This window comes from Terribacillus sp. JSM ZJ617, from assembly GCF_044383785.1.
In the GTDB taxonomy this organism is placed as follows: Bacteria; Bacillota; Bacilli; order Bacillales; family Amphibacillaceae; genus Terribacillus.
Window position 1 is genome coordinate 89,457 of sequence record NZ_JBISEQ010000006.1, and the last position, 22,174, is coordinate 111,630.

Annotated in this window: 19 protein-coding genes and 5 pseudogenes; 7 read left to right on the plus strand and 17 right to left on the minus strand. The window is 36.4% G+C overall.

The features are described 5' to 3' along the window. Window positions 1-75 precede the first annotated feature (75 nt). The 6 genes and pseudogenes from ACH6C1_RS16995 to cypC form a co-directional block, all read right to left on the minus strand. Window positions 76-735 (minus strand): CadD family cadmium resistance transporter, encoded by a 660-nt coding sequence (locus tag ACH6C1_RS16995; RefSeq protein WP_374079178.1) that lies wholly within the window; start codon window positions 733-735, stop codon window positions 76-78. 99 nt (window positions 736-834) lie between these two features. Beyond that, entirely contained in the window at window positions 835-1,587 is a 753-nt protein-coding gene (locus tag ACH6C1_RS17000; protein ID WP_374079180.1) for a ZIP family metal transporter, read from the minus strand. Window positions 1,588-1,651: 64 nt separating this feature from the next. Continuing rightward, window positions 1,652-3,079 carry a dihydrolipoyl dehydrogenase gene (gene lpdA / locus ACH6C1_RS17005; RefSeq protein WP_374079182.1) on the minus strand — a complete coding sequence of 476 codons (1,428 nt, stop codon included), beginning with the start codon at window positions 3,077-3,079 and terminating at the stop codon, window positions 1,652-1,654. A 200-nt stretch (window positions 3,080-3,279) separates the two neighbouring features. Further along, window positions 3,280-5,451 carry a heavy metal translocating P-type ATPase gene (locus ACH6C1_RS17010; RefSeq protein ID WP_374079184.1) on the minus strand — a complete coding sequence of 724 codons (2,172 nt, stop codon included), beginning with the start codon at window positions 5,449-5,451 and terminating at the stop codon, window positions 3,280-3,282. Then, window positions 5,438-5,803: an ArsR/SmtB family transcription factor gene (locus ACH6C1_RS17015; protein ID WP_374079186.1), complete on the minus strand. Its 366-nt coding sequence runs from the start codon at window positions 5,801-5,803 to the stop codon at window positions 5,438-5,440. The genes ACH6C1_RS17010 and ACH6C1_RS17015 overlap by 14 nt, the downstream gene beginning before the upstream one ends. Before the next feature lie 397 nt (window positions 5,804-6,200). Then, window positions 6,201-7,370: pseudogene (gene cypC / locus ACH6C1_RS17020) on the minus strand (CYP152 family fatty-acid peroxygenase CypC); the annotation flags it as partial. Between the two features lie 61 nt (window positions 7,371-7,431). Between cypC and ACH6C1_RS17025 the strand changes: the two are divergent. The 3 genes and pseudogenes from ACH6C1_RS17025 to ACH6C1_RS17035 all read left to right on the plus strand — a co-directional run. Continuing rightward, window positions 7,432-7,560: pseudogene (locus ACH6C1_RS17025) on the plus strand (Ada metal-binding domain-containing protein); the annotation flags it as partial. A gap of 82 nt (window positions 7,561-7,642) precedes the next feature. Then, window positions 7,643-7,885 carry a helix-turn-helix domain-containing protein gene (locus ACH6C1_RS17030; RefSeq protein WP_374079188.1) on the plus strand — a complete coding sequence of 81 codons (243 nt, stop codon included), beginning with the start codon at window positions 7,643-7,645 and terminating at the stop codon, window positions 7,883-7,885. Window positions 7,886-8,183: 298 nt separating this feature from the next. Beyond that, window positions 8,184-8,648: a Pycsar system effector family protein gene (locus tag ACH6C1_RS17035; protein WP_483887693.1), complete on the plus strand. Its 465-nt coding sequence runs from the start codon at window positions 8,184-8,186 to the stop codon at window positions 8,646-8,648. Window positions 8,649-8,815: 167 nt separating this feature from the next. Here the strand turns inward: ACH6C1_RS17035 and ACH6C1_RS17040 are convergent, their stop codons facing one another. Then, window positions 8,816-9,484: a competence protein CoiA family protein gene (locus ACH6C1_RS17040; RefSeq protein WP_374079193.1), complete on the minus strand. Its 669-nt coding sequence runs from the start codon at window positions 9,482-9,484 to the stop codon at window positions 8,816-8,818. 127 nt (window positions 9,485-9,611) lie between these two features. Next, entirely contained in the window at window positions 9,612-10,220 is a 609-nt protein-coding gene (locus tag ACH6C1_RS17045; RefSeq protein ID WP_374079195.1) for a recombinase family protein, read from the minus strand. Between the two features lie 466 nt (window positions 10,221-10,686). Here ACH6C1_RS17045 and ACH6C1_RS17050 point away from each other — a divergent pair, with 466 nt between their 5' ends. From ACH6C1_RS17050 to ACH6C1_RS17060, 3 genes are all read left to right on the plus strand, one after another. Beyond that, complete coding sequence (locus ACH6C1_RS17050) at window positions 10,687-11,136, plus strand: DUF305 domain-containing protein (RefSeq protein ID WP_374079198.1); 450 nt, start codon at window positions 10,687-10,689, stop codon at window positions 11,134-11,136. Between the two features lie 225 nt (window positions 11,137-11,361). Beyond that, on the plus strand, window positions 11,362-11,871 hold the full coding sequence (locus ACH6C1_RS17055; RefSeq protein ID WP_374079200.1) for a hypothetical protein: 510 nt from the start codon (window positions 11,362-11,364) through the stop codon (window positions 11,869-11,871). 496 nt (window positions 11,872-12,367) lie between these two features. After that, complete coding sequence (locus tag ACH6C1_RS17060; protein ID WP_374079203.1) at window positions 12,368-12,670, plus strand: metal-sensing transcriptional repressor; 303 nt, start codon at window positions 12,368-12,370, stop codon at window positions 12,668-12,670. Window positions 12,671-12,756: 86 nt separating this feature from the next. On the opposite strand, the gene ACH6C1_RS17065 is transcribed toward ACH6C1_RS17060, so the two are convergent. Continuing rightward, window positions 12,757-14,220, minus strand: a complete 1,464-nt coding sequence (locus ACH6C1_RS17065; RefSeq protein ID WP_374079205.1) for a UDP-N-acetylmuramoyl-L-alanyl-D-glutamate--2,6-diaminopimelate ligase — start codon at window positions 14,218-14,220, stop codon at window positions 12,757-12,759. Between the two features lie 169 nt (window positions 14,221-14,389). Then, window positions 14,390-16,561, minus strand: coding sequence for a heavy metal translocating P-type ATPase (locus ACH6C1_RS17070; RefSeq protein ID WP_374079207.1), 2,172 nt, complete (start codon window positions 16,559-16,561; stop codon window positions 14,390-14,392). A gap of 194 nt (window positions 16,562-16,755) precedes the next feature. On the opposite strand from ACH6C1_RS17070, the pseudogene ACH6C1_RS17075 reads away from it, so the two are divergent. Then, window positions 16,756-16,923 (plus strand): annotated as a pseudogene (locus ACH6C1_RS17075) (copper ion binding protein); the annotation flags it as partial. Between the two features lie 91 nt (window positions 16,924-17,014). Here the strand turns inward: ACH6C1_RS17075 and ACH6C1_RS17080 are convergent. The 7 genes and pseudogenes from ACH6C1_RS17080 to ACH6C1_RS19575 form a co-directional block, all read right to left on the minus strand. Further along, window positions 17,015-17,140, minus strand: a pseudogene (locus ACH6C1_RS17080) (hypothetical protein); the annotation flags it as partial. Then, window positions 17,088-17,228 (minus strand): hypothetical protein, encoded by a 141-nt coding sequence (locus ACH6C1_RS17085; RefSeq protein WP_162493026.1) that lies wholly within the window; start codon window positions 17,226-17,228, stop codon window positions 17,088-17,090. The gene ACH6C1_RS17085 and the pseudogene ACH6C1_RS17080, both read right to left, overlap by 53 nt. Before the next feature lie 326 nt (window positions 17,229-17,554). Beyond that, complete coding sequence (locus ACH6C1_RS17090) at window positions 17,555-18,211, minus strand: organomercurial lyase MerB1 (protein WP_000845541.1); 657 nt, start codon at window positions 18,209-18,211, stop codon at window positions 17,555-17,557. 149 nt (window positions 18,212-18,360) lie between these two features. Further along, window positions 18,361-18,990 (minus strand): organomercurial lyase MerB2, encoded by a 630-nt coding sequence (gene merB2, locus ACH6C1_RS17095; RefSeq protein WP_000792368.1) that lies wholly within the window; start codon window positions 18,988-18,990, stop codon window positions 18,361-18,363. Beyond that, the gene (gene merR2, locus ACH6C1_RS17100) at window positions 18,987-19,376 is read right to left on the minus strand and encodes a mercury resistance transcriptional regulator MerR2 (RefSeq protein WP_000389892.1); all 390 of its coding nucleotides are present in this window, start codon (window positions 19,374-19,376) and stop codon (window positions 18,987-18,989) included. Before merR2 ends, merB2 begins: the two co-directional genes overlap by 4 nt. A 900-nt stretch (window positions 19,377-20,276) precedes the next feature. Then, window positions 20,277-21,935 (minus strand): mercury(II) reductase, encoded by a 1,659-nt coding sequence (merA, locus tag ACH6C1_RS17105; protein WP_029343397.1) that lies wholly within the window; start codon window positions 21,933-21,935, stop codon window positions 20,277-20,279. Between the two features lie 57 nt (window positions 21,936-21,992). Continuing rightward, window positions 21,993-22,172 (minus strand): annotated as a pseudogene (locus ACH6C1_RS19575) (heavy-metal-associated domain-containing protein); the annotation flags it as partial. Window positions 22,173-22,174: the final 2 nt, after the last annotated feature.

Consider the following 22,174-nt stretch of genomic DNA (forward strand, 5'->3'; position numbering starts at 1 on the left):
GTTGGCTTCTTTGTTTATGTTGTAATTGCTTCAATACTTATGAATCTTTTTAGGGTTAACCGAATTTGATTTTATTTAAAATAAATTTAACAGTGCGCTGAATGTTTCATTTTCCAGCATAATATATATACCTAATCCTACAAACACAATTGGAATGATCCATCGGCCGTATTTTTCAAGTGTTTCAGAAACATATCTAAATTTTGCTAAGCGATAGCCAATAAAACACCAGACAGCAACCATGATAAAGAAAGTAACAACTGTAATAACCAGTTGGTTAAAACTTAAAGTGGAAAAGAAAGGAACATAAATGCCAATATTGTCTCCACCATTCGCAAATGTGATAAAAGCTACACTTAAATAAAACTTATTAAATTTACTTAAATTAGAAAGAATATTTCCTTCATCTTCATCTTCACCTTTTATAAATAGCTTAACTCCTAGATAGATTGGGATTAACCCCAGTAAGCCTACCCACTGGTCCGGAATGAGTGTTACACCAAATGTTGCTAATAGACTGATTAAAACTAAAATCCCAAAACCAAGATATTGTCCAATGACTATGTCTCGATTGTAAATGCGATTTCCCGTCATCTCCATGTTAGGAGTAAATCCATCACTCGGTTGATTTTGGGCCTTGGCCTGAGAGAACAGTAACATCAGCACAAAAATATCATCGACATTGGTTGCTATAAAAGATCCTAAAGCAGAGAGAATAATTAAAATTAAATTCATTGGTGTCAACCCCTTCATATATTATAAAAATCAAACAAACGGTTGAATATATTTCCATCGGTTATATTTATCTGTTTTAGTTAAATTATTTTTAAAACTCTAATGTACGACTGGGGCAATTAGCTCCAATATCCAATGAAGAACAAAATATATTAAAATACCAACAAAAAAGAAAAGAATAATTGGTCGATCTTCAGTCGCACTTACAACAGGTAACAAATCAGCCGTAGCTATATAGAGAAAAATACCTGCTGTAATGGATAGAGCAATAGAAAGGAGGTTGTTATTTACAGTAAAAAATTGAGTTAAAGACAAGGCTACAATCGCGCCCAATAGCGTTGATATTGCCAAAAAGAAAGCTGCCCCGATTGCCTTCTTCTTGCTTCCCAAGCTTGTAAATACGATAGAAGAAATCGTTAAACCATCTGGGATTTTATGTAGCAAAACACCAATCAATACAACAAATCCGATTCTTTCATCTATTTTAAAACTGGCCACAATCGATAATCCATCAAAAAACGTGTGAATCAACATTCCTAATAAGGCACCAAGTGTTGCACTTTTAGAGTGAGAATGTTTATGGGTTTCTTCTCCGAAATGAAAATGCGGAGCAAGAAAATGTTGAAATAGAAAAATCAACCCAAATCCAAGAACAATATATACAGCACTTGATTCATGCATTTCTAATGCTTCTGGTATTAAATCCATAATTGCAATGGTGAAAAGTATTCCCGCACTCAGGGCCATTAAGCCATTCAAGCCTCTTCTAGACCAATTTTTTTTAAGAAAGATCACAAGACCACCCAAGACATTTGCGAAAGCTGCGGTTAAAACATAAAACAAAACGTCCATTGATTCCCACTCCATTAATAAAAAGTTCAACCTGCACTTATCATAAGTGCAGGTTTGCCTGCCTTCACATTATTGTTTTTTTATTGAGCATGTGAATAGCATGTCCCATAACCCCTTCAGCTGCTTCCATGAGTGGTTCGGGTAAAGTTGGGTGTGCATGAATTGTAAGGCTAAGATCCTCTGCAGTTGCTCCTGACTCAATTGCAAAAACTGCTTCAGCAATAAGAGATGATACTTCTGGTCCTACCATTTGTACCCCTAACACTCGATTAGTTTCCTTATCCGCAACAACTTGTACAAAACCATCGGCATCCGAAACAGATAAAGCTCTACCGTTAGCTTGGAATGGAAAACGACTAGAAATCGTTTCATATCCTTCTTCCTTTGCTTCCTTCTCCGTTAAACCTGTGTAGGCTACTTCAGGATCGCTGAAAATAACAAAAGGCATTGCCTGAAAATCAATCACACTTTTTAGCCCACTTATTACTTCTGCAACTATCTTACCTTCATAACTCGCTTTATGTGCAAGAAGATAACCACCAGCACAGTCTCCAATCGCATATACATGTTCAACGTTTGTTTGACATTTATCATTTATCTTAATAAAACCGCGTTGGTCTAATTCAACCCCGATATTTTCCAATCCAATTTTCCCTGTGTTCGGTTTTCTTCCAATGGAAACTAAGCAATAATCTCCTTTAATGATCTCTTCCTTTCCATTTACCTGTACATGCACATTTACTTCATCGCCTGTATTTTCTCCGCCTTGGACTAAAGCATTCTTTATAACTGTGATTCCAAGTTCCTTTAAATGACGTTTTACTACATTTGTAAGCATAGGGTCCGTACCTGGAAGAACTGTATCTGATCCCTCAAGGATGGTCACTTTAGCCCCGAATTTGGCATAAGCAGTCCCCAATTCCAAACCAATATAACCACCCCCTACGACAACTAAATGTTTGGGTACTTCTTGAAGCATCAATGCCTCAGTCGAAGAGATGATTCTTTTTTTATCAAATGGCATACTTTTTAACTCTGTAGGTAAGGATCCTATCGCAAGGATTAAATCTTTGTAGGAATAAAATTGTTCTTCATTTTCGGTTCTGATTTTTACAGTATTGGAATCAGTGAGATAAGCTTCACCACTAATAACCTCCACTCCATTACCTTTCAGCAAAGTCCGAATCCCATTCGTTAGTTTATTCACTATACTTTCCTTCCACTTCACTACTTCTGGCATATCTACTTCAACTTCACCAGAAACCTTTATTCCCATTGAGTTGGCATGTTTTATGTGTTTTACCCGTTCAGAAGCGCTGATAAGAGCCTTTGAAGGTATACATCCACGGTTAAGGCAGACCCCTCCTAACTCTGCTTTATCAACCAACACCACTTTTTTCCCTAACTGAGCAGCACGTATGGCAGCCACATAACCTCCTGATCCTGCGCCGATAACTAATAAGTCTAGATCCTTTTTTGCTTCAATAGTCATTTAGATTTCCTCCTTCGATGATTTCAAGTTGAATGAAAATATTTTTTAATAATTATGAATAAAATGGTTTTTTTCTAATATGGAGACTTATATGTAATATATACCCAATCTTTTCATTTTTAATTAGACTGAGAACTTATACTATAATGAAATTACTTTAGAAAAGGGCTTCCCAATCTGTCTGGAAAGCCCTTTTCCCATTATTCTTTGACTTTCATAAGTCGCAAACTATTTAATGCTACCAGAAGGGTTGCGCCCATATCTGAAAGGATGGCAATCCAGAGCGTTAACCAACCTGGGATAACCAATAGTAAGGCTATAAATTTAATTGCAATCGCAAAAGTAATGTTAGCTTTGATTATATTTAGAGCTTTTCGGCTAAGTTTTACAGTGAATGGAAGTTTTCTTAAATCGTCTCCCATTAAAGCTACGTCTGCCGTTTCTAGGGCTGTATCTGTACCAGCTCCACCCATAGCAATTCCAACTGTTGAAGCTGCTAACGCAGGAGCATCATTGACACCATCTCCAACCATGGCTACGTTTCCGAACTCGGATCTTAATTGTTTAATATAGTCTAATTTGTCCTGAGGCATCAGTTCAGCTTGAATATCTGATACTCCGACATGCTGACCGATTGCATTCGCAGTACCTTTGTTATCACCTGTAAGCATGATGGTTTTTTTGATTCCAAGTTGATGTAACTTTTGAATAATTTCTTTACTTGATTCACGAACCTCATCAGCAACTGCAATAACTCCAAGTATTTCTTTTTCGGTTCCAATAATCATGGCTGTTTTACCTTGATTTTGAAGAGTAGCAACATTTTTCTCTAAGTCTTTATCGAAGCCAGTAGTCAATAATTCCTTAAAGAGTTTCGGGCTACCGATATAATAAGTTATTCCGTTTACAATACCTTTTATACCCTTACCTGTAATAGAAGAGAAATCCTCTACCTGTATGTCAGAATAAGTAATGTTTTCTTCTTCTGCTTTTTTCATGATGGCTGAAGCAAGAGGATGCTGGGAACGATACTCCAATGCAGTAATGATGGATAGTAATTCTTTTCCATTTATTTGTTTGTTCAACACATTATAATCAGTTACAGCTGGGACCCCTTTTGTTAAGGTACCTGTTTTATCAAATGCAATAGCCTTTAAGGCACCCATTTCTTCTAAATATACTCCGCCTTTTACAAGGACCCCTTTTTTTGCAGCATTCCCAATCGCTGAAACAATAGAAATAGGAGTCGATATGACCAACGCACAAGGACAACCAACAACAAGAACAGCTAATCCTTGATAAACCCATGTTTCCCAACCGCCACCAAAGAATAAAGGAGGGACTATAGCAACTAATGCTGCAATAACCATAATGATCGGTGTGTAATATTTCGCGAATTTATCGACAAATGCTTGCGAAGGAGCGCGTTCTCCCTGTGCTTCCTCTACAAGATGAATAATTTTAGAAATCGTTGTATCTTCTACGAGTTTCGTTATTTTTACTTCAAGTAATCCTTCTTCATTTAAGGTACCTGCAAATACTTCATCATCAACCGTTTTCTCAACAGGGACTGATTCACCTGTAATAGCTGCTTGGTTGACGGCAGAGTAGCCACTCACTACTACACCATCCATCGCAATCTTTTGACCAGGTTTTACAATCATGATATCCCCAACAGCAATATCATCCACATGAATCATTATCTCTTGTCCATTACGTCTAACGAGTGCCTCTTTAGGAGCGATATCCATTAATGAGCGAATGGATTGTCTTGCTCTATCCATAGAGAATCGCTCAAGTGCTTCACTAATGGCAAAGAGAATAACAACAATGGCAACTTCTGCCCATTCTCCAATAATGGCACCACCTATAACAGCTATTGTCATAAGGGTTTTCATGTCAAATTCAAAGCGTAATAAGTTTTGTAATCCTACTTTAAAGAGCGATAATCCTCCGACTAACATGGATGCTACAAATAATAATGCAGTTACGATGTTCCCATCCCCATTTACATTTGCGGAAAGGTAACCAAAGACAAAAAACAAGGCTGAATAGAGTAAAGTACTATGTTTTTTATAGAAAGGAACTTTTTCTTCTTTCGTTTCTTCTTTTACCTCTTGTGGAGCTTGCCCTTTAGTTTTTTCAGGAGCCACTTTAAGATTTTCAAATGCACCGGCTTTTTCTAGTTCTTCAATTGTTGCATCACCGTAAACAGATATCTTAGATGCACCAAAATTTACTTTTGCATCCTGAACTCCTGGGATTTTTTTAACATTATTTTCAAACTTCCCAGCACAATTTGCACATGTAAAACCCCGAACGCGGTAAACATTTTTTTCAGTCTCTAATGCTTTTGCTTCAGACAATTTCAACAACCTCCTTCTGATGTGCAAATGCAACCTGTATTAGTTGCTTTACATGATCATCATCTAATGAATAGTAGACTAACTTACCTTCTTTTCGATATCTGGCTAATCCAAGATTTTTAAGTAACCTTAAATGATGAGATGTTGTGGCAGTTGTGGCACCAACAATATTCGCTGCATCACATACACACAATTCATCTTCTAAAGAGAGAGCATACGCAATCTTAATCCTAGTATCATCCGATAAAGCTTTAAAAACTTTGGCTACTTCCAAAGGATTTTGTTGGAGTAGTTCATTTTTACCTCTTTTGACCTTTTCTTCATCTATACACGTAACTTCACATGCATCATTTTGCAAAATTTTCACCTCTTATCAATCAAATGTATGTTTGATTATCATTATAAGTTAACATAAAACAAATAGTCAAGTATATGTTTGAATGTAATTTACATAAAAAGCAATTTTTCTTTAGTTTGCAGTAATTAATTATTCTTATAACTGAATTTAATTTCCTTGTTATGTTGGATACACTAGCGGGAATATCGTCAGGATGCAGTTTAAAAACATTCAAAGTTTTACTCCATAAAAAGCCCAATTTCTCTCTTTGTTAGAGAAAATCGGGCATTTCTTTTTCAACTCTTCATTAATATTGGAGATCTACTTATAAAACCGATTTCCGTGAATATTAAGGAATCAGGTTTTTTCATTTAGCTTGTTCGTCTAAAGACGAACTTAATAAACTAATTATCTGTAATTATAACTTTCGTTTAACATTCTTTAGCACTACTTTGCTTTGGGGAATACTTGGTATACTCACCATGCTGTAACTTAAATCCTGGTCAGGAACTTCATATTCCATTCGGTTGACCAGATAATCAAGACTTACTTTCATGACTTCAATGGTCACCCACTCTCCAGGGCAGCGATGTCCCATAAAGTAATCACCACCACCCTGCGGAATGAAGCTAAAAGGGCTTCCTTCCCACTGGGCAAACCGATCCGGATTGAACACATCAGGATTTTTCCAAATTGCAGGGTCATGATTTGTGCCATAAAGATCCAGCAAGGTTAACGTGCCTTCTTCAAATTTATAACCGTTCCAGTTGAAATCTTTTTTTACCAATGCTACGACAAACGGAAAAAACGGATAAAAACGGCGAACTTCCTGTACAAACATTTGAGCATATTTTTCATCACGGGATTCAATTTTCTCCCTTTCTACCGGATGATGATGCACTGCTAGCAAAGTGAAATTGATGAATATAGCGATCGCCACAATAGGTCTCAAGATATTGATCACTTCCACAGCAGCAGTCTCGGTATCCAGAAGATTCCCTTCTAAGTCGCGATGCCAGGAAAATCTATGTAAGGCTGTATCTTCTTGAGGATTTACTTCCCCATTACGCACCTTATCAACCAACTCACCAATCCAATTTTCTACTTTATTCCGTGCATTTCTCCCTAGCCAATGGTTTGGGCCAATTGCAGCCGGAGACTCGAACATTGACGTTAAGTCTTTTGTAATTTCCTTAACATAATCTTCTTCCAACGGGACACCTGCCCACTGGCATGCTGTTCTGCACATGACTTCCTTTCCTTCTTCATAAAGAATAACTTTGTCCATCTGTTCCCATTTATTTAGTGCTGTCTGCCACTGTTTTTTTGTAATGTCTGTTAGACTTTGAAGTCCCTCAGGAGACATGATGGACATAAACATTTCCTTCCGATGTTTGTGCTCTTTTCCATCCAACGCCTGAACACCATTCTTCCCGAATAATGTTTGAACCGCCCGGTTCGGTGCCGCATCCTTCCTTTTGAATTTCTCTGTATCATAAAAAACTTCAGCAGCTTCCTTTCCTACCATGCAGATAGCTTTCTTTCCAAGCAATCGGGTCTCAAAAACATTAGAATTAAAACTATGACGTAATGATCGTACTTATGATGGGGAATTCTATTATGCACTTTCAACAACTAAAACCGTATGTAGACCTTCTTGTACATCTCGTACGCCTAATCCCAAAAATGTGTCTATCTTTAGTACTGTTGACGAAGCTATAGACCAAGGGTTTCGCCCTTGTAATCGGTGTAAACCTGACCAATTGGAATGGATATAAAAAAGAACTTGTAGAAAAAGCAAAGCATTACATTGATCTTCATTACGAGAAGAATGTTACCTTAAAAATTTTAAATGAAGTATTGCAAAAGAATCAGTATTATATTCAACGTTCATTTAAAGAAGTATTGGGGATTACTCCCTTACGCTATTTGCATCAAGTTAGAATCAATAAATCCAAAGAATTACTACTAAAAAAGCATACTTATTCAATTACAACAATCGGATTAGAAGTGGGCTACAATGATAGCGCACATTTTTCTACAAAATTTAAAGAACAAGAGGGCATGACGCCAAAAGAATTTCGCAAACAAATATTGAAGTAATAGGTAGTTTACTTGAATTATATCTTTAAAAAGATCTTTCAAGATGTTTTTTTTAGAATAGCGAAAAAGCCCAAATTTCATAATTACCTTTGAGAAATTGGGCTTTTATATTAGATTGTCCTTAACGTTGTAAATCCGCATTTTCCTGACTCTACCCCAGGGAGAGCAATTATGTCAGAAGAAACCAAGTTAAATGAAAGTGAAATAAAAGAGGAAGCGGTTCAAAACTTAGAAAGAATAAATTTTTGGGATATCAAACTGTGACACTAAAATATCCTTTTCGTTAGCTTTTGCAGGTATACTTCTCGGCGGATTTTTTTCTAGTGGCATTATCACCGGTTCATTGAACAAGCTTATAAAAGGACTTAAGGAGATTGACAAGGATACGCCTTATTTGAAGATTCAATACTTGGAGATAACAACTGTTGTGCTAGTGGTTTTCATAATATTAATGATTGTTAGCCTGACCTACCTTTTTAGAGGGAAAAAAGGTTCCATTGACACAAACGTTTATAATGAGGCGGACTTGACGAAAGATTCTATTCTCTTCTTTGGCACCATTGAGAATAAATCATTTATCAAATTTAAAAATAATGTAACTGGAATTAAGAAAGACCAGCTGGTTAATGATTACCTATCTCAAGTTTACATCAATTCAAAAATATGCAGTAGAAAATTCAAATTATATAATAAAGGGGTAAACTGGCTAATCGCATCAACAATTGCATTTATTATGTTAAATATAATGTTTCTATTCTTATAAAGACCCAAGAGAATCTCTTAGGTCTTTTAGTTTGTCTATTTTCTTTTTTGTACCAGCCCGCGCTCCATCTCTACTTTAAGTCCCCCATGGTGTCTTCATATGACTTGTCTTTTGATCTAACGATTAAAAGGACCAATAAAGCCAACATACCTAGAACACCAGGACATCTATATGTGTGGTACATAATTTTTAAAATATGACGGTGCTTCTATTTTGGAAGTTCCCTTTAAATAACTCGGCTTCATTTGAATTACTTTTTTGGGAGTTATTTCATAGATGTAGCTAGTATCCTTTCCAGAATGTATCCATAAGTCATAGTATTCTTTTATTTCTGTATTGAAAGCATAATACTTTAACTCATCTCTACCGTTTCTTTCAGATTGCTGCTTTAAATCACCATAGTTAACAAGTAAAACATAAGGTAGTAACTCTGGCGTCAATCCTTTATAGAACCAAATCTTCCTCTGTGTTGCATATTTCAGTATCATTGTAAACTCGGAGTATTTTAACGCTCCCTTTCCCCCTACTAACTCACATAGAAACAAGTAAGTTTCGTAAGCATATTTCTGGATGTAGCTCTTTAGTCTTTTAGCGTTCTCATAATCAAAGCTAATAGGTTTTAAATGAAGGTATCTACTACTATTAGCTTCTAAGGTTGGACAATTACTATTTTGGGGATGTGCAAAATGGGTTGTTGTTTTTGTACTTGCATATGCTCTAATATCTAATTCAGATTTACAAATTTTACAATAGGGTGTTTCATGCTTGAAATATATTTGCCATTGATCGGCTGTAACATTCCTTCCTGAACCATCATGCCAATTGAATAAACTCAATGTGAAATTCCTTCCGAATTTAATTTTAAATATTCTTATTATATATCGGATTTATTTAGGGATTATTATAGATTGATTGCAACTCTTATGAGAATTATAGAAAAAAATGACGAGTTTCTTCTATTATTTATGTGCTATAGTTTTCGTATTCTTTAACTAATCGATAAAAAGTGGTCTTTTTTAAATCTAGTTCCTTCATTGCAGTAACAGCCGTTATCTCTCCAGATTTCCAGAGATTATATATATGCTTAAACTTTTCTGTCGTCTCGATCCTTGGTCTTCCAAACTTTACACCATTCTGCAATGCAACATCTATTCCTTCACGCTGCCTTTTTCTTATTCGATCACGTTCCTCTTGTGCCATCCAGGAAAGTATCTGTAATACCAAATCTGCAATAAAAGTTCCCATACTATCTTTGTATTGCGTTGTATCTAGTAAAGGCATATCCATTACAATAATATCTGCTTGGATATTTTTCGTGATGTCATTCCACTCTTGAAGTATCTCTTCCTTATTTCTTCCGAAACGGTCCAAAGAATGAATATATAAAATATCGCCTTTTCTTATGATTCGTTTTAACAGCTGATAATTGACGCGGTTAAAATCTTTCCCACTTTGCTTATCGATGAAGATGTCTCGTTCATCCAAGCCTTGGTTTTTCATTGACTCCATCTGCCGACCTTCATTTTGATCTTTGCTGCTCACTCGTATGTATCCAAACTTTCTCACTTCCATATTATTACACCTCGATACATTTTCTATCTTGATTCTACCAAAAGCGTTCGTAAAAGTATATACAAAAAGAAGAACGTTCAAAAACTATTTTCGTATGTTTTTGAACGGTTAATTGGTTATTATTCAATTGAATTGAGAGTGTTCGTAAAAGTGTACTTTTTAGAACAACACAAATTATATTAAGGTTATTTTGTTGTTCACATATTTATATAATGAACTAGCATGTAAACATTAAATGATTGTAATATCTTGTAAATAAAAGGATATCTATACTGTCTATTAGGTTCTGGGTTGCGCCTTTATAAATGTGCACTTTCTAAGGATTTTTACCCAAACCGTTTAAGAAGGTAATTAAAATGAGAAGTCAAGAGATGAAGAGGCATAAAAGAGGAGGGAAAATAATACAAAAGAATCATCTTAGAGTTTGAGGAATCAATATTATATATATTATGGAGGAGAGAGAAATATGAAACCTTATATTAAATTTGGATGGATGGTGCTAACCTCCACCATTGCGATGTTTTTATTTAAATATTGGAGTGTTTATAAAGTAGGACATATTTTCTTTAGTGAAACAAGGGCTTACATGGCTTTACTAATGGGTGCTACTATGGCAGTCATAATGTTATTTTTCATGAGAAAAATGTTGAATAATCGCAAATTGAATATTGGAATTTTATTGGGAAGTGTGTTGGTATTTTTCTTATCACTTTATCTTGTTCGTAGTCAAACTTTAGTAGATGATGTAGATTATATGGAAGCGATGATACCACACCATTCTATTGCTATTTTAACAAGTGAGCGCGCTGAAATAGAGGATCCAAGAGTAAGAAAACTAGCTGATGAGATTATAAAAGCGCAAGTTAGAGAAATCGATGAGATGAAAACGTTAATAGAAGAGCTTGATAATAAGTAATAAGATAAGACAATCTTGAGTAGAGTTCAATAATGTGTTGTAAAACAAAATCCTGGCGTATTACAAAAGATTTTGTTTTACATGTTTCGAACTGTTCAGCTGTATAGTTTTCACGGATACAACATATACATTTCTTTATGGGTGAGATGTTTATAATTATTCACAAGACAATGTAACCTTTTAAATTTTCTTCATATTATAAGGGAAGGAAAGGATGATGAATCCGTGCAATTACCTGCTATTGATTTAGGAATCATGGCTGAGCATCTCTCTACGCACGAAGGTTTAATAAATAAGCTAAAAGTGTATTATGAATTAGTAAATGAACCAAGAATAAAAAGACTGATTCAAGTAAATATCAATATGTTACGAAACCATGTAGTAACTATGCTACAGCTGATTAATCCGGATCAAAGTCGAGAAGTTCATCTTCCCGAGTTACCAAATATAGATACTCTATTCTCTCCTATTGTACACTTAAATGAAAATGAAAAAGATATCACTCTTGAACTACGATCAACTGCTAAGTGGATGGGAATGGAGAATTTTAATTCTGCACTAATGATGAAGAATAATAAAGTCAAAAATATTCATATTATGATGGCCTATCAAAATGTAACAATGCAATCTTTGTATAACAAGATAGAAGACATATATGGAGAATTCATACCCTATTCAGATGCAGAATTACAGAGGTTGACCTTTAAAAAGTATTATCACGTTCAAAATGAGTAAACTTATTAGTATGCCCTTTTGAATATTAAACAAATTACTTGTGGTCTCTCATGAAGTTGAATGTTGATAATAGATATTAATTTGTAACATATAATTTATGTGAACTATAATAAACGAGCGTGAGACCATAACTTATGGCGTCACGCTCGTTTATTGTCTTTATATTTATTAGAACGAAGAAATAGTATCACTTTTAATATATACAAGGCTCAAACTAATTTGCACATTCTTTAGTTAGGACCTTAATTTTTTATAAAATTCCACAAGATGACCACCTGCTATATTAATACCTAAGGTATCAATCTAAGAGTTAAAATGTTACCCGGTCCTAACCAGCCCAGCTATTCCGAAACATTTATATAGATAGCTTGCTCGTATATCCGTTTAAATTATGTTTATGGTACAATTGTATATACCCCTGTAGCGTATAACGGCCTTGGCCATTATATTGAAGAATATACGTGCACAAAATTCTCTAAAAGAGACGGTGAAGATTTTGACTAACTCAATTGAACATAAAACTACACATAGATCTAATAATGATAAAGAAAAACTTTTAAATAGGTTAAAACGAATAGAAGGACAGGTTCGCGGTATCCAAAAGATGGTAGAAGATGATCGTTACTGCGTAGATATACTTACTCAAATATCTGCTATAAATGCAGCAATGAAACGAGTCGGTCTACAGTTGTTGGAGAACCATACTCATCATTGCGTCTCTGACGCTATTAAAGATGGGGACGGGCAAGAGGCAATTCGTGAATTAATGGATGTATTTGAAAGGTTCACAAAGTCCTAATTAAATAATATACTCAATCACTAAAATAAAAAATAGCACCTTAATAGGATGCTATTTTTTATTTACTATTTTCTATTTCCGTTCCATTAACCATAGGACTCGTGTAATTTCAGTAGTGTCTGTACAGATTCAATATCTGAACTAGTACCAAGTGCAAAATTGTGTATTTCCTCATAATCTTCATGTCCTTTTCCAGTAATCAATAGCCAATCCCCTCTTCTGCTGTTTTCTAAGGCTATTCGTATTGCTGCTGTACGATCAGAAATGACTAACCCCTTTCCATTTCCAATAGAGTGATTTAAGTGATGCAGTGTGTGAAGCATCTTATCTTCAGATACACCGTTTAAATCATCTAATGTCAGAACAAAGAGATCGCTTAACTCAGCTGAAACACTCATCATTTCTGCCCTCTTGCTTTCATCCCTTCCTCCCCTAAAGCCAAAAACATGAGTTACTCTCTTAGCACCGCGCTTTTTTGCTGCTGTTAGACAGTAGAAAAATGCATCCGCTGTGTGAGCATAATCTACAACAACTGTGACTCCTTCTTGTGTATGAAACGTCTTAAATCTCCCTGGAACGCCACTGAAATGTTTTATTGAACTTAAAATATCATTTCTATTAGAACAAAATTGAAATGCTACCGCATAAGCCATTAGGCCGTTATATATGTTATGCAATCCCGGTATACTGCTTTGTAATTCAAAACTGATATTACTTTCTATAATCAGGGCGTATTGTCCAAAGGACTCTTTAGCAATAACAAGATCAGCAGTCTGGTCAGCACCAATTGTTATAACTCTTTTCCCTTGAGCCTTTAATCTGTCGCGGAGTTTCTCTCCATAGAAATTATCAACGTTGATAATAGCAGTTCCACCCGGTTTTAATTTCTCGAATAGAAGTGCTTTTGTTTCAAAATACTGTTCCATAGTGCCATGATAATCTAAATGCTCGTGTGTTAAATTGGTAAACAAACAAAAATCAAATTCAATTCCCTCTACTCTGTCCTGTGCTAAGCCGTGGGATGAGACTTCCATCACTACTACTTGATCATCACTTTCTGAAAGAATTTTATTTAAGAGAAGTGAACTTGGAGTAGTATTAACAGAAGGCACTGTTCTTCCATTTATAATATTTTTAATGGTACCTATAAGCGAACATGAATATCCATTATTTTCAAGTATGTGCTTCACCAGATAACTGGTGGTTGTTTTTCCGTTAGTTCCAGTTATACCAATCAGAATTTTATTTTTTGCAGGCTCTTTAAAGAATCTCTTGCTAATTATCCCCAAAGCTTTCCGTGTATTAGAAATCTGAACATAAGGTATTGGTAAATTATCTAGCTGTTCTTCACCAATGATGATGGACGCTCCTTTAGCTACAGCATCATCAATAAAAAAATGTCCGTCAGAAGTATTTCCTTTAATAGCAATAAACATATCTCCTCGTTTAACTTCCAAGGAACTGTCTGTTATTCCGCTCACATCAAGATACTCATACATAGTTAGGTTTTCTTTTTTAATTAAGCCTTGTAATAATTCGCTAACCTTCATAAGCTGCATGTACTCCTCTGGCTAATAAACTTAGTATTACAAACCACTATAAGGATAAAATGTGAAGAATTTGTGCAAAGCCACTCTTAATTATCTTTTGTAATAGCATCTTAAAGATACATCCATTTATTAGGGGTATTAAAAAAACAGCCATGACGGCTGTTTTTAGTTATGCTCTTAACAGTTTAGCATTAACTGCAACAATAATAGTACTAAGTGACATTAGTACGGCACCCACTGCTGGACTGAGAACGAATCCTAACTTATATAAAATACCCGCTGCTAAAGGGATAGCGATGATATTATATCCAGCTCCCCACCATAAATTTTGTATCATTTTTCGGTAGGTCTTTCGGGATATTTCTATAATCTGTACCACATCTTCAGGATTACTGTTGACCAGAATAACATCAGCTGTTTCAATAGCTACATCTGTACCTGCACCAACAGCTATTCCAAGGTCAGCATTTGCGAGAGCAGGGGCATCATTTACTCCATCCCCCGTCATCGCTACTCGTTTATTTTGTTGTTTTATCTCGTTAATTTTTTGGGCTTTTTCATGCGGCAATACTTCTGCATACACCTTATCAATTCCAATCTGTTTACCAACATAATCTGCAACTTGTTTATTATCACCGGTAATCATAATGGACTCTATATCCATCTCTTTTAGTTCCTTAATAGCTTTTTTTGCGCTATCTCTAATAACATCTGCCAAAGCTATCATACCTGCAAAAGCTCCGTCTACAACAGCAAATATTACCGTCTTCCCTTGAGCTGATAAAGCTTGGTACTTATCTTTTGGATATGTTATTTTCAACTCATTAATATAGCCTGGACTAACAGCAAGGACTTCTTTTCCCTCTACTGTCCCTTTTAATCCTTTGCCTTGCATATATTCAAATGTTTCAGGTTCTGGAATCCTTATATCTAAATCTTTTGCACTGTTTAAGATCCCTCTCGCAATCGGATGTTCTGATTGACTCTCTAATGCTGCAACCACCCTTAATACTTTTGATTGATCAAATCCTTCAGCTGTGATTTGGTCAGTAATTCCAAATTCTCCTTTTGTAAGAGTCCCGGTTTTATCAAATACAATAGCATTAATCCCTCGAGCCTCTTCAAATTGTGTACGATTGCGAATCAACAACCCTTTTCTTGCTGATATTGCAGTTGAAGTTGCTACTACTAATGGCACCGCCAACCCTAAAGCATGAGGACATGCAATGATCATAACTGTAACCATTCGTTCTAAACTATAGTTAAAACTAGCTCCAGCTACAAGCCATCCGATTAAAGTAAGTATCCCGGCAATAAGCGCGATATAAAACAGCCATTTTGCTGCCCGATTTGATAAATCTTGTGTTCTGGATTTTGATTCCTGTGCTTCTTGAACCATTTTTATAACCTGTGACAAGTAACTTTCTTCCCCAGTATTTTTCACTTCAACAGTTAGAGCACCATCTCCGTTTACAGATCCTCCAGTCACTTCATTATTTGGACTTTTTTCTACAGGTACACTTTCACCGGTCAGCATACTTTCATCGATTGTAGATGTACCTTTCTTTATAATGCCATCGACAGGTATGCGTTCGCCTGGTTTTACTAATACATTATCTCCTGCCTTTAGATCACTAACTTTTACGTCCTGGGTACCATTATCAGTTACCTTGTGTGCTTCAGAAGGCATTAATTTAACTAACTTTTCCAATGCATTAGAAGCCCCCATAACAGATTTCATCTCAAGCCAATGTCCAAGGAGCATAATATCAATTAATGTTACCAGTTCCCAGTAATAGTCCATTCCATTCAATCCAAAAACTGTTAGCGTACTGTACACGTACGCAACCAGTATAGCTAGTGCAATAAGTGTCATCATACCTGGGTTTTTCTCTTTTAATTCATTTATTGCACCTGTTAAAAAAGGATATCCGCCATAGAAAAATACAAAAGAAGCTAATAGGAATAAAACGTACGAGTCAAAAGGAAAAGTAAATTCAAAACCGAGCAGAGATTGAATCATATGAGAAAGGAAAAATACTGGTATAGAAACTAATAGGGATATAAAAAAGCGTCTCTTAAAATCTTCCACCATATGGCCATGATGTGCTCCATGACCGCTACCGCTATGATCACTATGGTCGTCATGATTCATCTCTTTGTGATGTACATGAGTTGTATTATTTTGGTACGATTTATCTTCATTATCTTTATCATAAGAAGCATGTTCATGATGCATATTATTACTGTGATGGGGACTATCATGATATTGTTCATTTTGTAAATGATGATTTTCCTGATTTTTATGTCCATGATTAAATTTGTCGTTTTGGTTTGCCATCCTTCTCAACCTTTCGTTTGAACTACTTATCTTTAAAATACCCAACATGGGTATAATTAAACAAATATTATTTCTGAAATAAACAGCATAACTTTAGGCTCAAAAGAAATATAAACACATAACCATTGCATACCCCATGGGGGTATGTTAATATAAGAGTGTTCTTAACTTATAACAATATGGAGGTTTTAGATATGGAACAAACAATATTAAATGTACAAGGGATGTCATGTGCTCATTGCGTTAATTCTATTGAGAGTTCAGTTGGTCAACTAGAAGGTGTTAAATCAGTAGAAGTCTCACTTAGTGCGAACAAAGTCAATGTTTCTTATGATTCAGATAAAGTAAGCTTAAAAGGGGTCTTACCAACAAAACGCGGAAAACATACGCTAAGAGAATTTTGGGAGGAAAAAAGCCGATTTTCCCTACCTAAGGAATCATCGGCCTTTAGTATTATTGAATAAGAGGGCGTAGTGAATATAAACTTGCTACTTTCTTCATATCAAATGTGTATTCGCCAAGAAAATTAATATGTTCCCATCCCAATGGAGAAATATGTTTTAGCAGGTCTTCTCGTAAACTTATATTTGTACACAGCTGCCCTATCTTTTTCAATCCCTAGTCGTACGAGGGAACATCCGCAAGCAGGACAGATTAATGTTTGCATATTTTTCCCTCCTAGAATGATGAATTTTTTTATTCAATACCTCCATGATTTATGGATTTTAACTGTATTTTTGTACTGTTTTTCCGTCTTTAAAGCCTTCAATCGTAGCATCGAATAAATACTCCGGTACCATGGCATATACGGATCGGCTCCTTAGTACAGAAATACCGGGTATTTTTGTAGGTTTTACCACCTTTGCATACTTCGCGTAGTTAGCGGTCAGAGATATAAGAAATCAGGTATAAAAGAGGGAAACCTGTCCTGAGCTGGCCCTGGGTTTCATCTTTCAGACCTGTGGCTCCTTCTGGTATCGTGGTTACTTGCGACTAAATGTCACAGCATGACCCATTGGCAGGTCTAGATTCCTCGTAACGCGTCCCCATTAGGCGACCCAGTTCAAAGGCATCTTCTACAGATAACACTTTTCCCCCTGGATGTTGGTCAAGCCAGTCTTCGGCTGCATTCGGTGAGCTGAAGAAATGGACTTCGTTGCAGAATGCCGTACGAATCGAGGACATATCATCTGGCGTCACGATTGAGACAACGGCAGTGGAAGGTTCCACGCTTACAATGTGGTCCGGTTCCACATTCAACCGTATAGGTTCTCCGGTGCTGTGACAGGGTGACTCGATGTTGACCGAACGACCGATGAGTGCTGGAAATATAAGTGTGTCAAGGGCGCACCAGGCATATAGTTGCTTCCCATCAACCGTAAAGTGGTGAGGGGTAGGGATAAGGGTAAGACCTAAACCAACGACACGGCCTTGTTCGTCGATTTCCACGCTTGGCAGAGACTGGAGAACTTTCTTCACCTCTTCAACAGGTTTTCCGGTCGTTGTCGCCATATCTTCAATGGTGACAGACTCCCCCCCTGCTAGCATTTGTAACAACGGGCGAAACAGCCACTTCATGGATTCTCCTCCCTCTCCCTTGTTCGACTGTTGGTCAAGTCGGGTTACGATTTCCTGAATTTCAGTTTTCATGTCTTTTTCCTCCTTTGTTATTTTTTGTTCCTATTATTATTTTCGATATTACTTTTCATTACCTAAAAACTCCATTTGTTGGACTAATTGACCGATAAAAGCATCCTTTTCATAGCTTGTCTGATTTTTGAAACTTCATGGGCTCTACCCTATGATAAAAATTTTTTCAATTCGTTTCCAAAAGAGAGAGCTTGTTCCAAAGTCATAATTTCCCCTTGCAATTTTGGATGTTCTTCTTTCCACTTGTTTGCATGCTCAACTGAGCTAAAATAGTGAATTTGTTTACATGTTCCTCCGGCCCATGGAGCCTCAGAATCAAACGGCACTGTCCAGATTACTGTTGAATCAGGAGTTGTTTTTGCTAATTTTCCATTTCGGACAGTTACCTCAATCGGTTCACCTGTGTACGCACAACGGGAATGTATATCGACATCAGCAACCAGAGCAGTTGACAGCTCCAATGTCGATATTGCACACCAGGCAAATAAAGTTCGTCCTCCTAAATGAATCTGGTTAGTAGTCGGTATAATCGATAAGCCCAATGCCCCTACTATTTTTTGATCCGCCTCCCGAACGATCATCTGCCGTTGGGCTAATATCTTCACTACTGACTGAACTGTTTTTGTATTAATTCCCGTTTGATTTATTAAAGAACTTTCTGTAACTGCCTGCCCATCACGAATGGAGAAAAAAATTGTCCGAAGAATAGGCACTGATTCTTTAGGCAGCTTAGCTAACAATAGTTCATAAAATTTTTTGAGTTCTGTTTTATTCTTCATTGTTTAAATCCCTCCATTTGATTGAATGCCTCTTTCGGGGAATCAAGGTACGATTCAATGTGTTTACGCAACTTTTGTAGTTCGTTGATTTGTTCGTCTATCTTGGTCAGTTTATCTTTTAACAAATGTTGTAGATGCGGTTCTATCTCCACCGTATTTTTTTCGAAAATCACTATTAAATCTTTCATTTCCTCCAGTGATACGCCTAATGATCGGAGTTGTTTAATACCATTGATACAAAACACATGCTCTTGGTTATAAACGCGGTAATTACCTTCGCTACGCTTTATAGAAGGCAGTATCAATTCCTTTTCTTCATACAGTCGAATGGCTTTTCGACTGACTCCTGTTTGTTGGGCTAGTTGACCAATCGTTAAATCCTCCATTATCTCCCCCCTTTTCGTTAACTGGAAGACCATCACTGAATTAACTAGAGTTTACAACGTTCACCTTAGGGGAAGGTCAAGTGCAATTTTATAATTTAAATACAAAGTTTAATCAGGAGATAGAAGTAACATCATCTTTAAAATGGTGTTATTGCAACATTTCTATAATAAACTCGACATGAAAACCGTTTCCTTGATACTAGCGAGTATTATATGGTAACCCAAGGCTACCTTCGCGAATGGGTTTGCTTGGGGTAATGTAATTTATACATTCAGATTTTAAAGAATCTTCAATTAAAACAACTTATGGAAATCTATCGTCGGGATGTATGCGAACCCAATCTAACAGAGTTATATCAAATTTTAATTCGTCTTGGTTACACTGTTCCAGCTCCATATAATGCTATTTCGGAATCAAAAACAGTTAAGGAACTAGGAGATATTCAAACGCCTGTTTATAGATGACCAGAAGATACTCATTGGACATTATTTCGCCGTACAGGGATTTATGGACTTTGGAATACTGGGGCAATTTCGAGCCATCGAGCAGACGTAAGTGATGCATTTATTCGTAATTATCATCGTGCAAATCGTTGCACCTAGCCACTGACTCAATGGCTGTTAAAAAGGGATTTATTCCTCTGCCACCATTAGTCATTCCTCGATAATTTGTAGAGAAACTCAATCCTTTTTATTAAGTAAGTTTTATAGATTTCAATAGCAAGAAGACTTAACCAAAGTGCACAGATTGTTGACATAATAAACCGTGTAAAACAAATATGCTATATAAATATTTCATTTCCTTAAACAGTTTAAAGTTAATTTGGCAAAGTACGGAAAACCTTATTCATAAAACAGAAAAAAGATTCCTGAGCAATAATCAGGAATCTTTTTTCTAACTTATCCAGCACAGCAAGATAATTTCGAAACATCTTTATCAAAAGTTAGGACAGCCAGCTTCAATCCTTCTGCCATTGTTAGATATGGAGCCATCGTTTCTCTCAGATCTCCAACAGTTAAACCGAATTTCACAGCTAATGTTGCTGCATAAATTACGTCTCCTGCGTTTTCTGCCACTACATGCGCCCCTAACACTTTCAATGTTTTCGCGTCTGCCACTAATTTGAAAACACCTGTTGTTTCCCGATTAACGAGCGCTCTTGGAACAGCATCCAACGGCAATACCGATGTTTTCACTTCATATCCTTTTTCTTTTGCCTGTTGCTCCGTTAAACCAACCGTTGCAATCGATGGAGAAGTAAACGTAACGCCTGGAACCACTTCTAAATTGACCTTTTGATTTAGTCCTCCGATTGCATTACGAGCAGCAAGTCCACCTTCATAAGCAGCTACATAAACAAATTGGGGACCGAGAGTGACATCTCCAGCTGAATAAATTCGGGAATTGGTCGTTTTAAGATAATCATCAATGACAATTTCACCACGGGAACCAACTTCAACGCCTGCTGCATGTAAGTTTAATGATTCTGTATTTGGTTTTCTTCCAGTGGCAATTAGCAATTGTTCTGCTTCAATAATTCGCTTTTTACCATTTATCTCAACATGAACTTTTTTAATGTCTCCATCTTGCTCAACTCGTTCATAGGTTGCACCTGTTACTAAATTAATTCCCTGTTCTGTTAAGGCCTTAGTAATGGCTTCTGAAATTTCAGGATCGTATTCTTTTAATAGACGCTCGCTTCTTTGAATCAAAGTGACTTCTGACCCGAGGTTATGAAATAGTTGTCCTAATTCCATGCCGATATATCCTGAACCAATTACGGTAAGACGATTTGGAACCTTCTTTAATTCCAATAAGCTAGTGCTTGTTAAATAATCTACTTCATCTAATCCGGGAATATTAGGTGCAGTTGAAGAAGCACCTGTAGCTATTAAAAATCTTTTGGCTGTGATTTGATTGCCATTTACTTCAACTGTATTTTCATTTACGAATTTTGCTTCACCTTTTATTAATTCAAAACCATAATCATCAATTAAATTCACATATTTTTCATTTCGCATCTCGGTTACTAAATCATTCTTTTGTTTTACTAATGGCGCTAAATCAACATTTGAAGCCGAAGTGTGTAATCCCACAAATGGATTATTTTTTGCTAGATGATTGATTTCCCCTGCTCTTAATAAGGTCTTAGAAGGAACGCATCCGACATTAACGCAAGTTCCACCCACCGTTCCACGCTCAATCATAGCCACTTTTGCGTTCAAAGCAACGGCTTCAATGGCAGATGAAAAGGCAGCTCCACCAGAACCGATGATGATGTAATCATAATCATAGTTACCTTCATCATTTAAACTTACATCTGTCCTTTTTTCCGATTGCACTTGTATTTCTTCTGCTTCGCCCGGTTGATATTGTGCGTCAGTAATCGCTGTTTTCGCGATATCAATGTCTACATCATACGGTAGTTCAAACAGTGCTTCTCCGCGACGAAAGTCTACTTCAATCCCTTTTGCACCTGCATTTTCAAGAGCAACCGCAATATGTTCTTCACAACCAGTGCAGGTCATTCCTTCAACGTTTAGCCGATATTTTTTCAATAAATTCGTCTTTTGTTCCGATTGAAATTCTTCTGCTTCGCCCGGGTGATAGTTTGCGTCAGCAATCGCATTTTTCGCGTCTTCAACTTTCACGTCATCAGGAAGCTCAAATACAGCTTCTCCACGGCGAAAATCTACTTCAATCGCTTTTGCACCCATGTTTTCAAGAGCGACAGCTACATGCTGTTCACAACCCGAACATGTCATTCCTTGCACGTTCACTCGATATTTTTTCATGG

Bases quoted from the DNA above. Each gene is read 5' to 3' on its own strand.
- ACH6C1_RS17050 (WP_374079198.1), top strand. From the start codon at position 10,687: ATGAAACCTTATATTAAATTTGGATGGATGGTGCTAACCTCCACCATT.
- ACH6C1_RS17070 (WP_374079207.1), bottom strand. From the start codon at position 16,561: ATGGCAAACCAAAACGACAAATTTAATCATGGACATAAAAATCAGGAA.
- ACH6C1_RS16995 (WP_374079178.1), bottom strand. From the start codon at position 735: ATGAATTTAATTTTAATTATTCTCTCTGCTTTAGGATCTTTTATAGCA.
- ACH6C1_RS17045 (WP_374079195.1), bottom strand. From the start codon at position 10,220: ATGGAAGTGAGAAAGTTTGGATACATACGAGTGAGCAGCAAAGATCAA.
- ACH6C1_RS17065 (WP_374079205.1), bottom strand. From the start codon at position 14,220: ATGAAGGTTAGCGAATTATTACAAGGCTTAATTAAAAAAGAAAACCTA.
- ACH6C1_RS17090 (WP_000845541.1), bottom strand. From the start codon at position 18,211: ATGAAAACTGAAATTCAGGAAATCGTAACCCGACTTGACCAACAGTCG.
- merB2 (WP_000792368.1), bottom strand. From the start codon at position 18,990: ATGAAGAATAAAACAGAACTCAAAAAATTTTATGAACTATTGTTAGCT.
- lpdA (WP_374079182.1), bottom strand. From the start codon at position 3,079: ATGACTATTGAAGCAAAAAAGGATCTAGACTTATTAGTTATCGGCGCA.
- merR2 (WP_000389892.1), bottom strand. From the start codon at position 19,376: ATGGAGGATTTAACGATTGGTCAACTAGCCCAACAAACAGGAGTCAGT.
- ACH6C1_RS17000 (WP_374079180.1), bottom strand. From the start codon at position 1,587: ATGGACGTTTTGTTTTATGTTTTAACCGCAGCTTTCGCAAATGTCTTG.
- ACH6C1_RS17085 (WP_162493026.1), bottom strand. From the start codon at position 17,228: ATGCAAACATTAATCTGTCCTGCTTGCGGATGTTCCCTCGTACGACTA.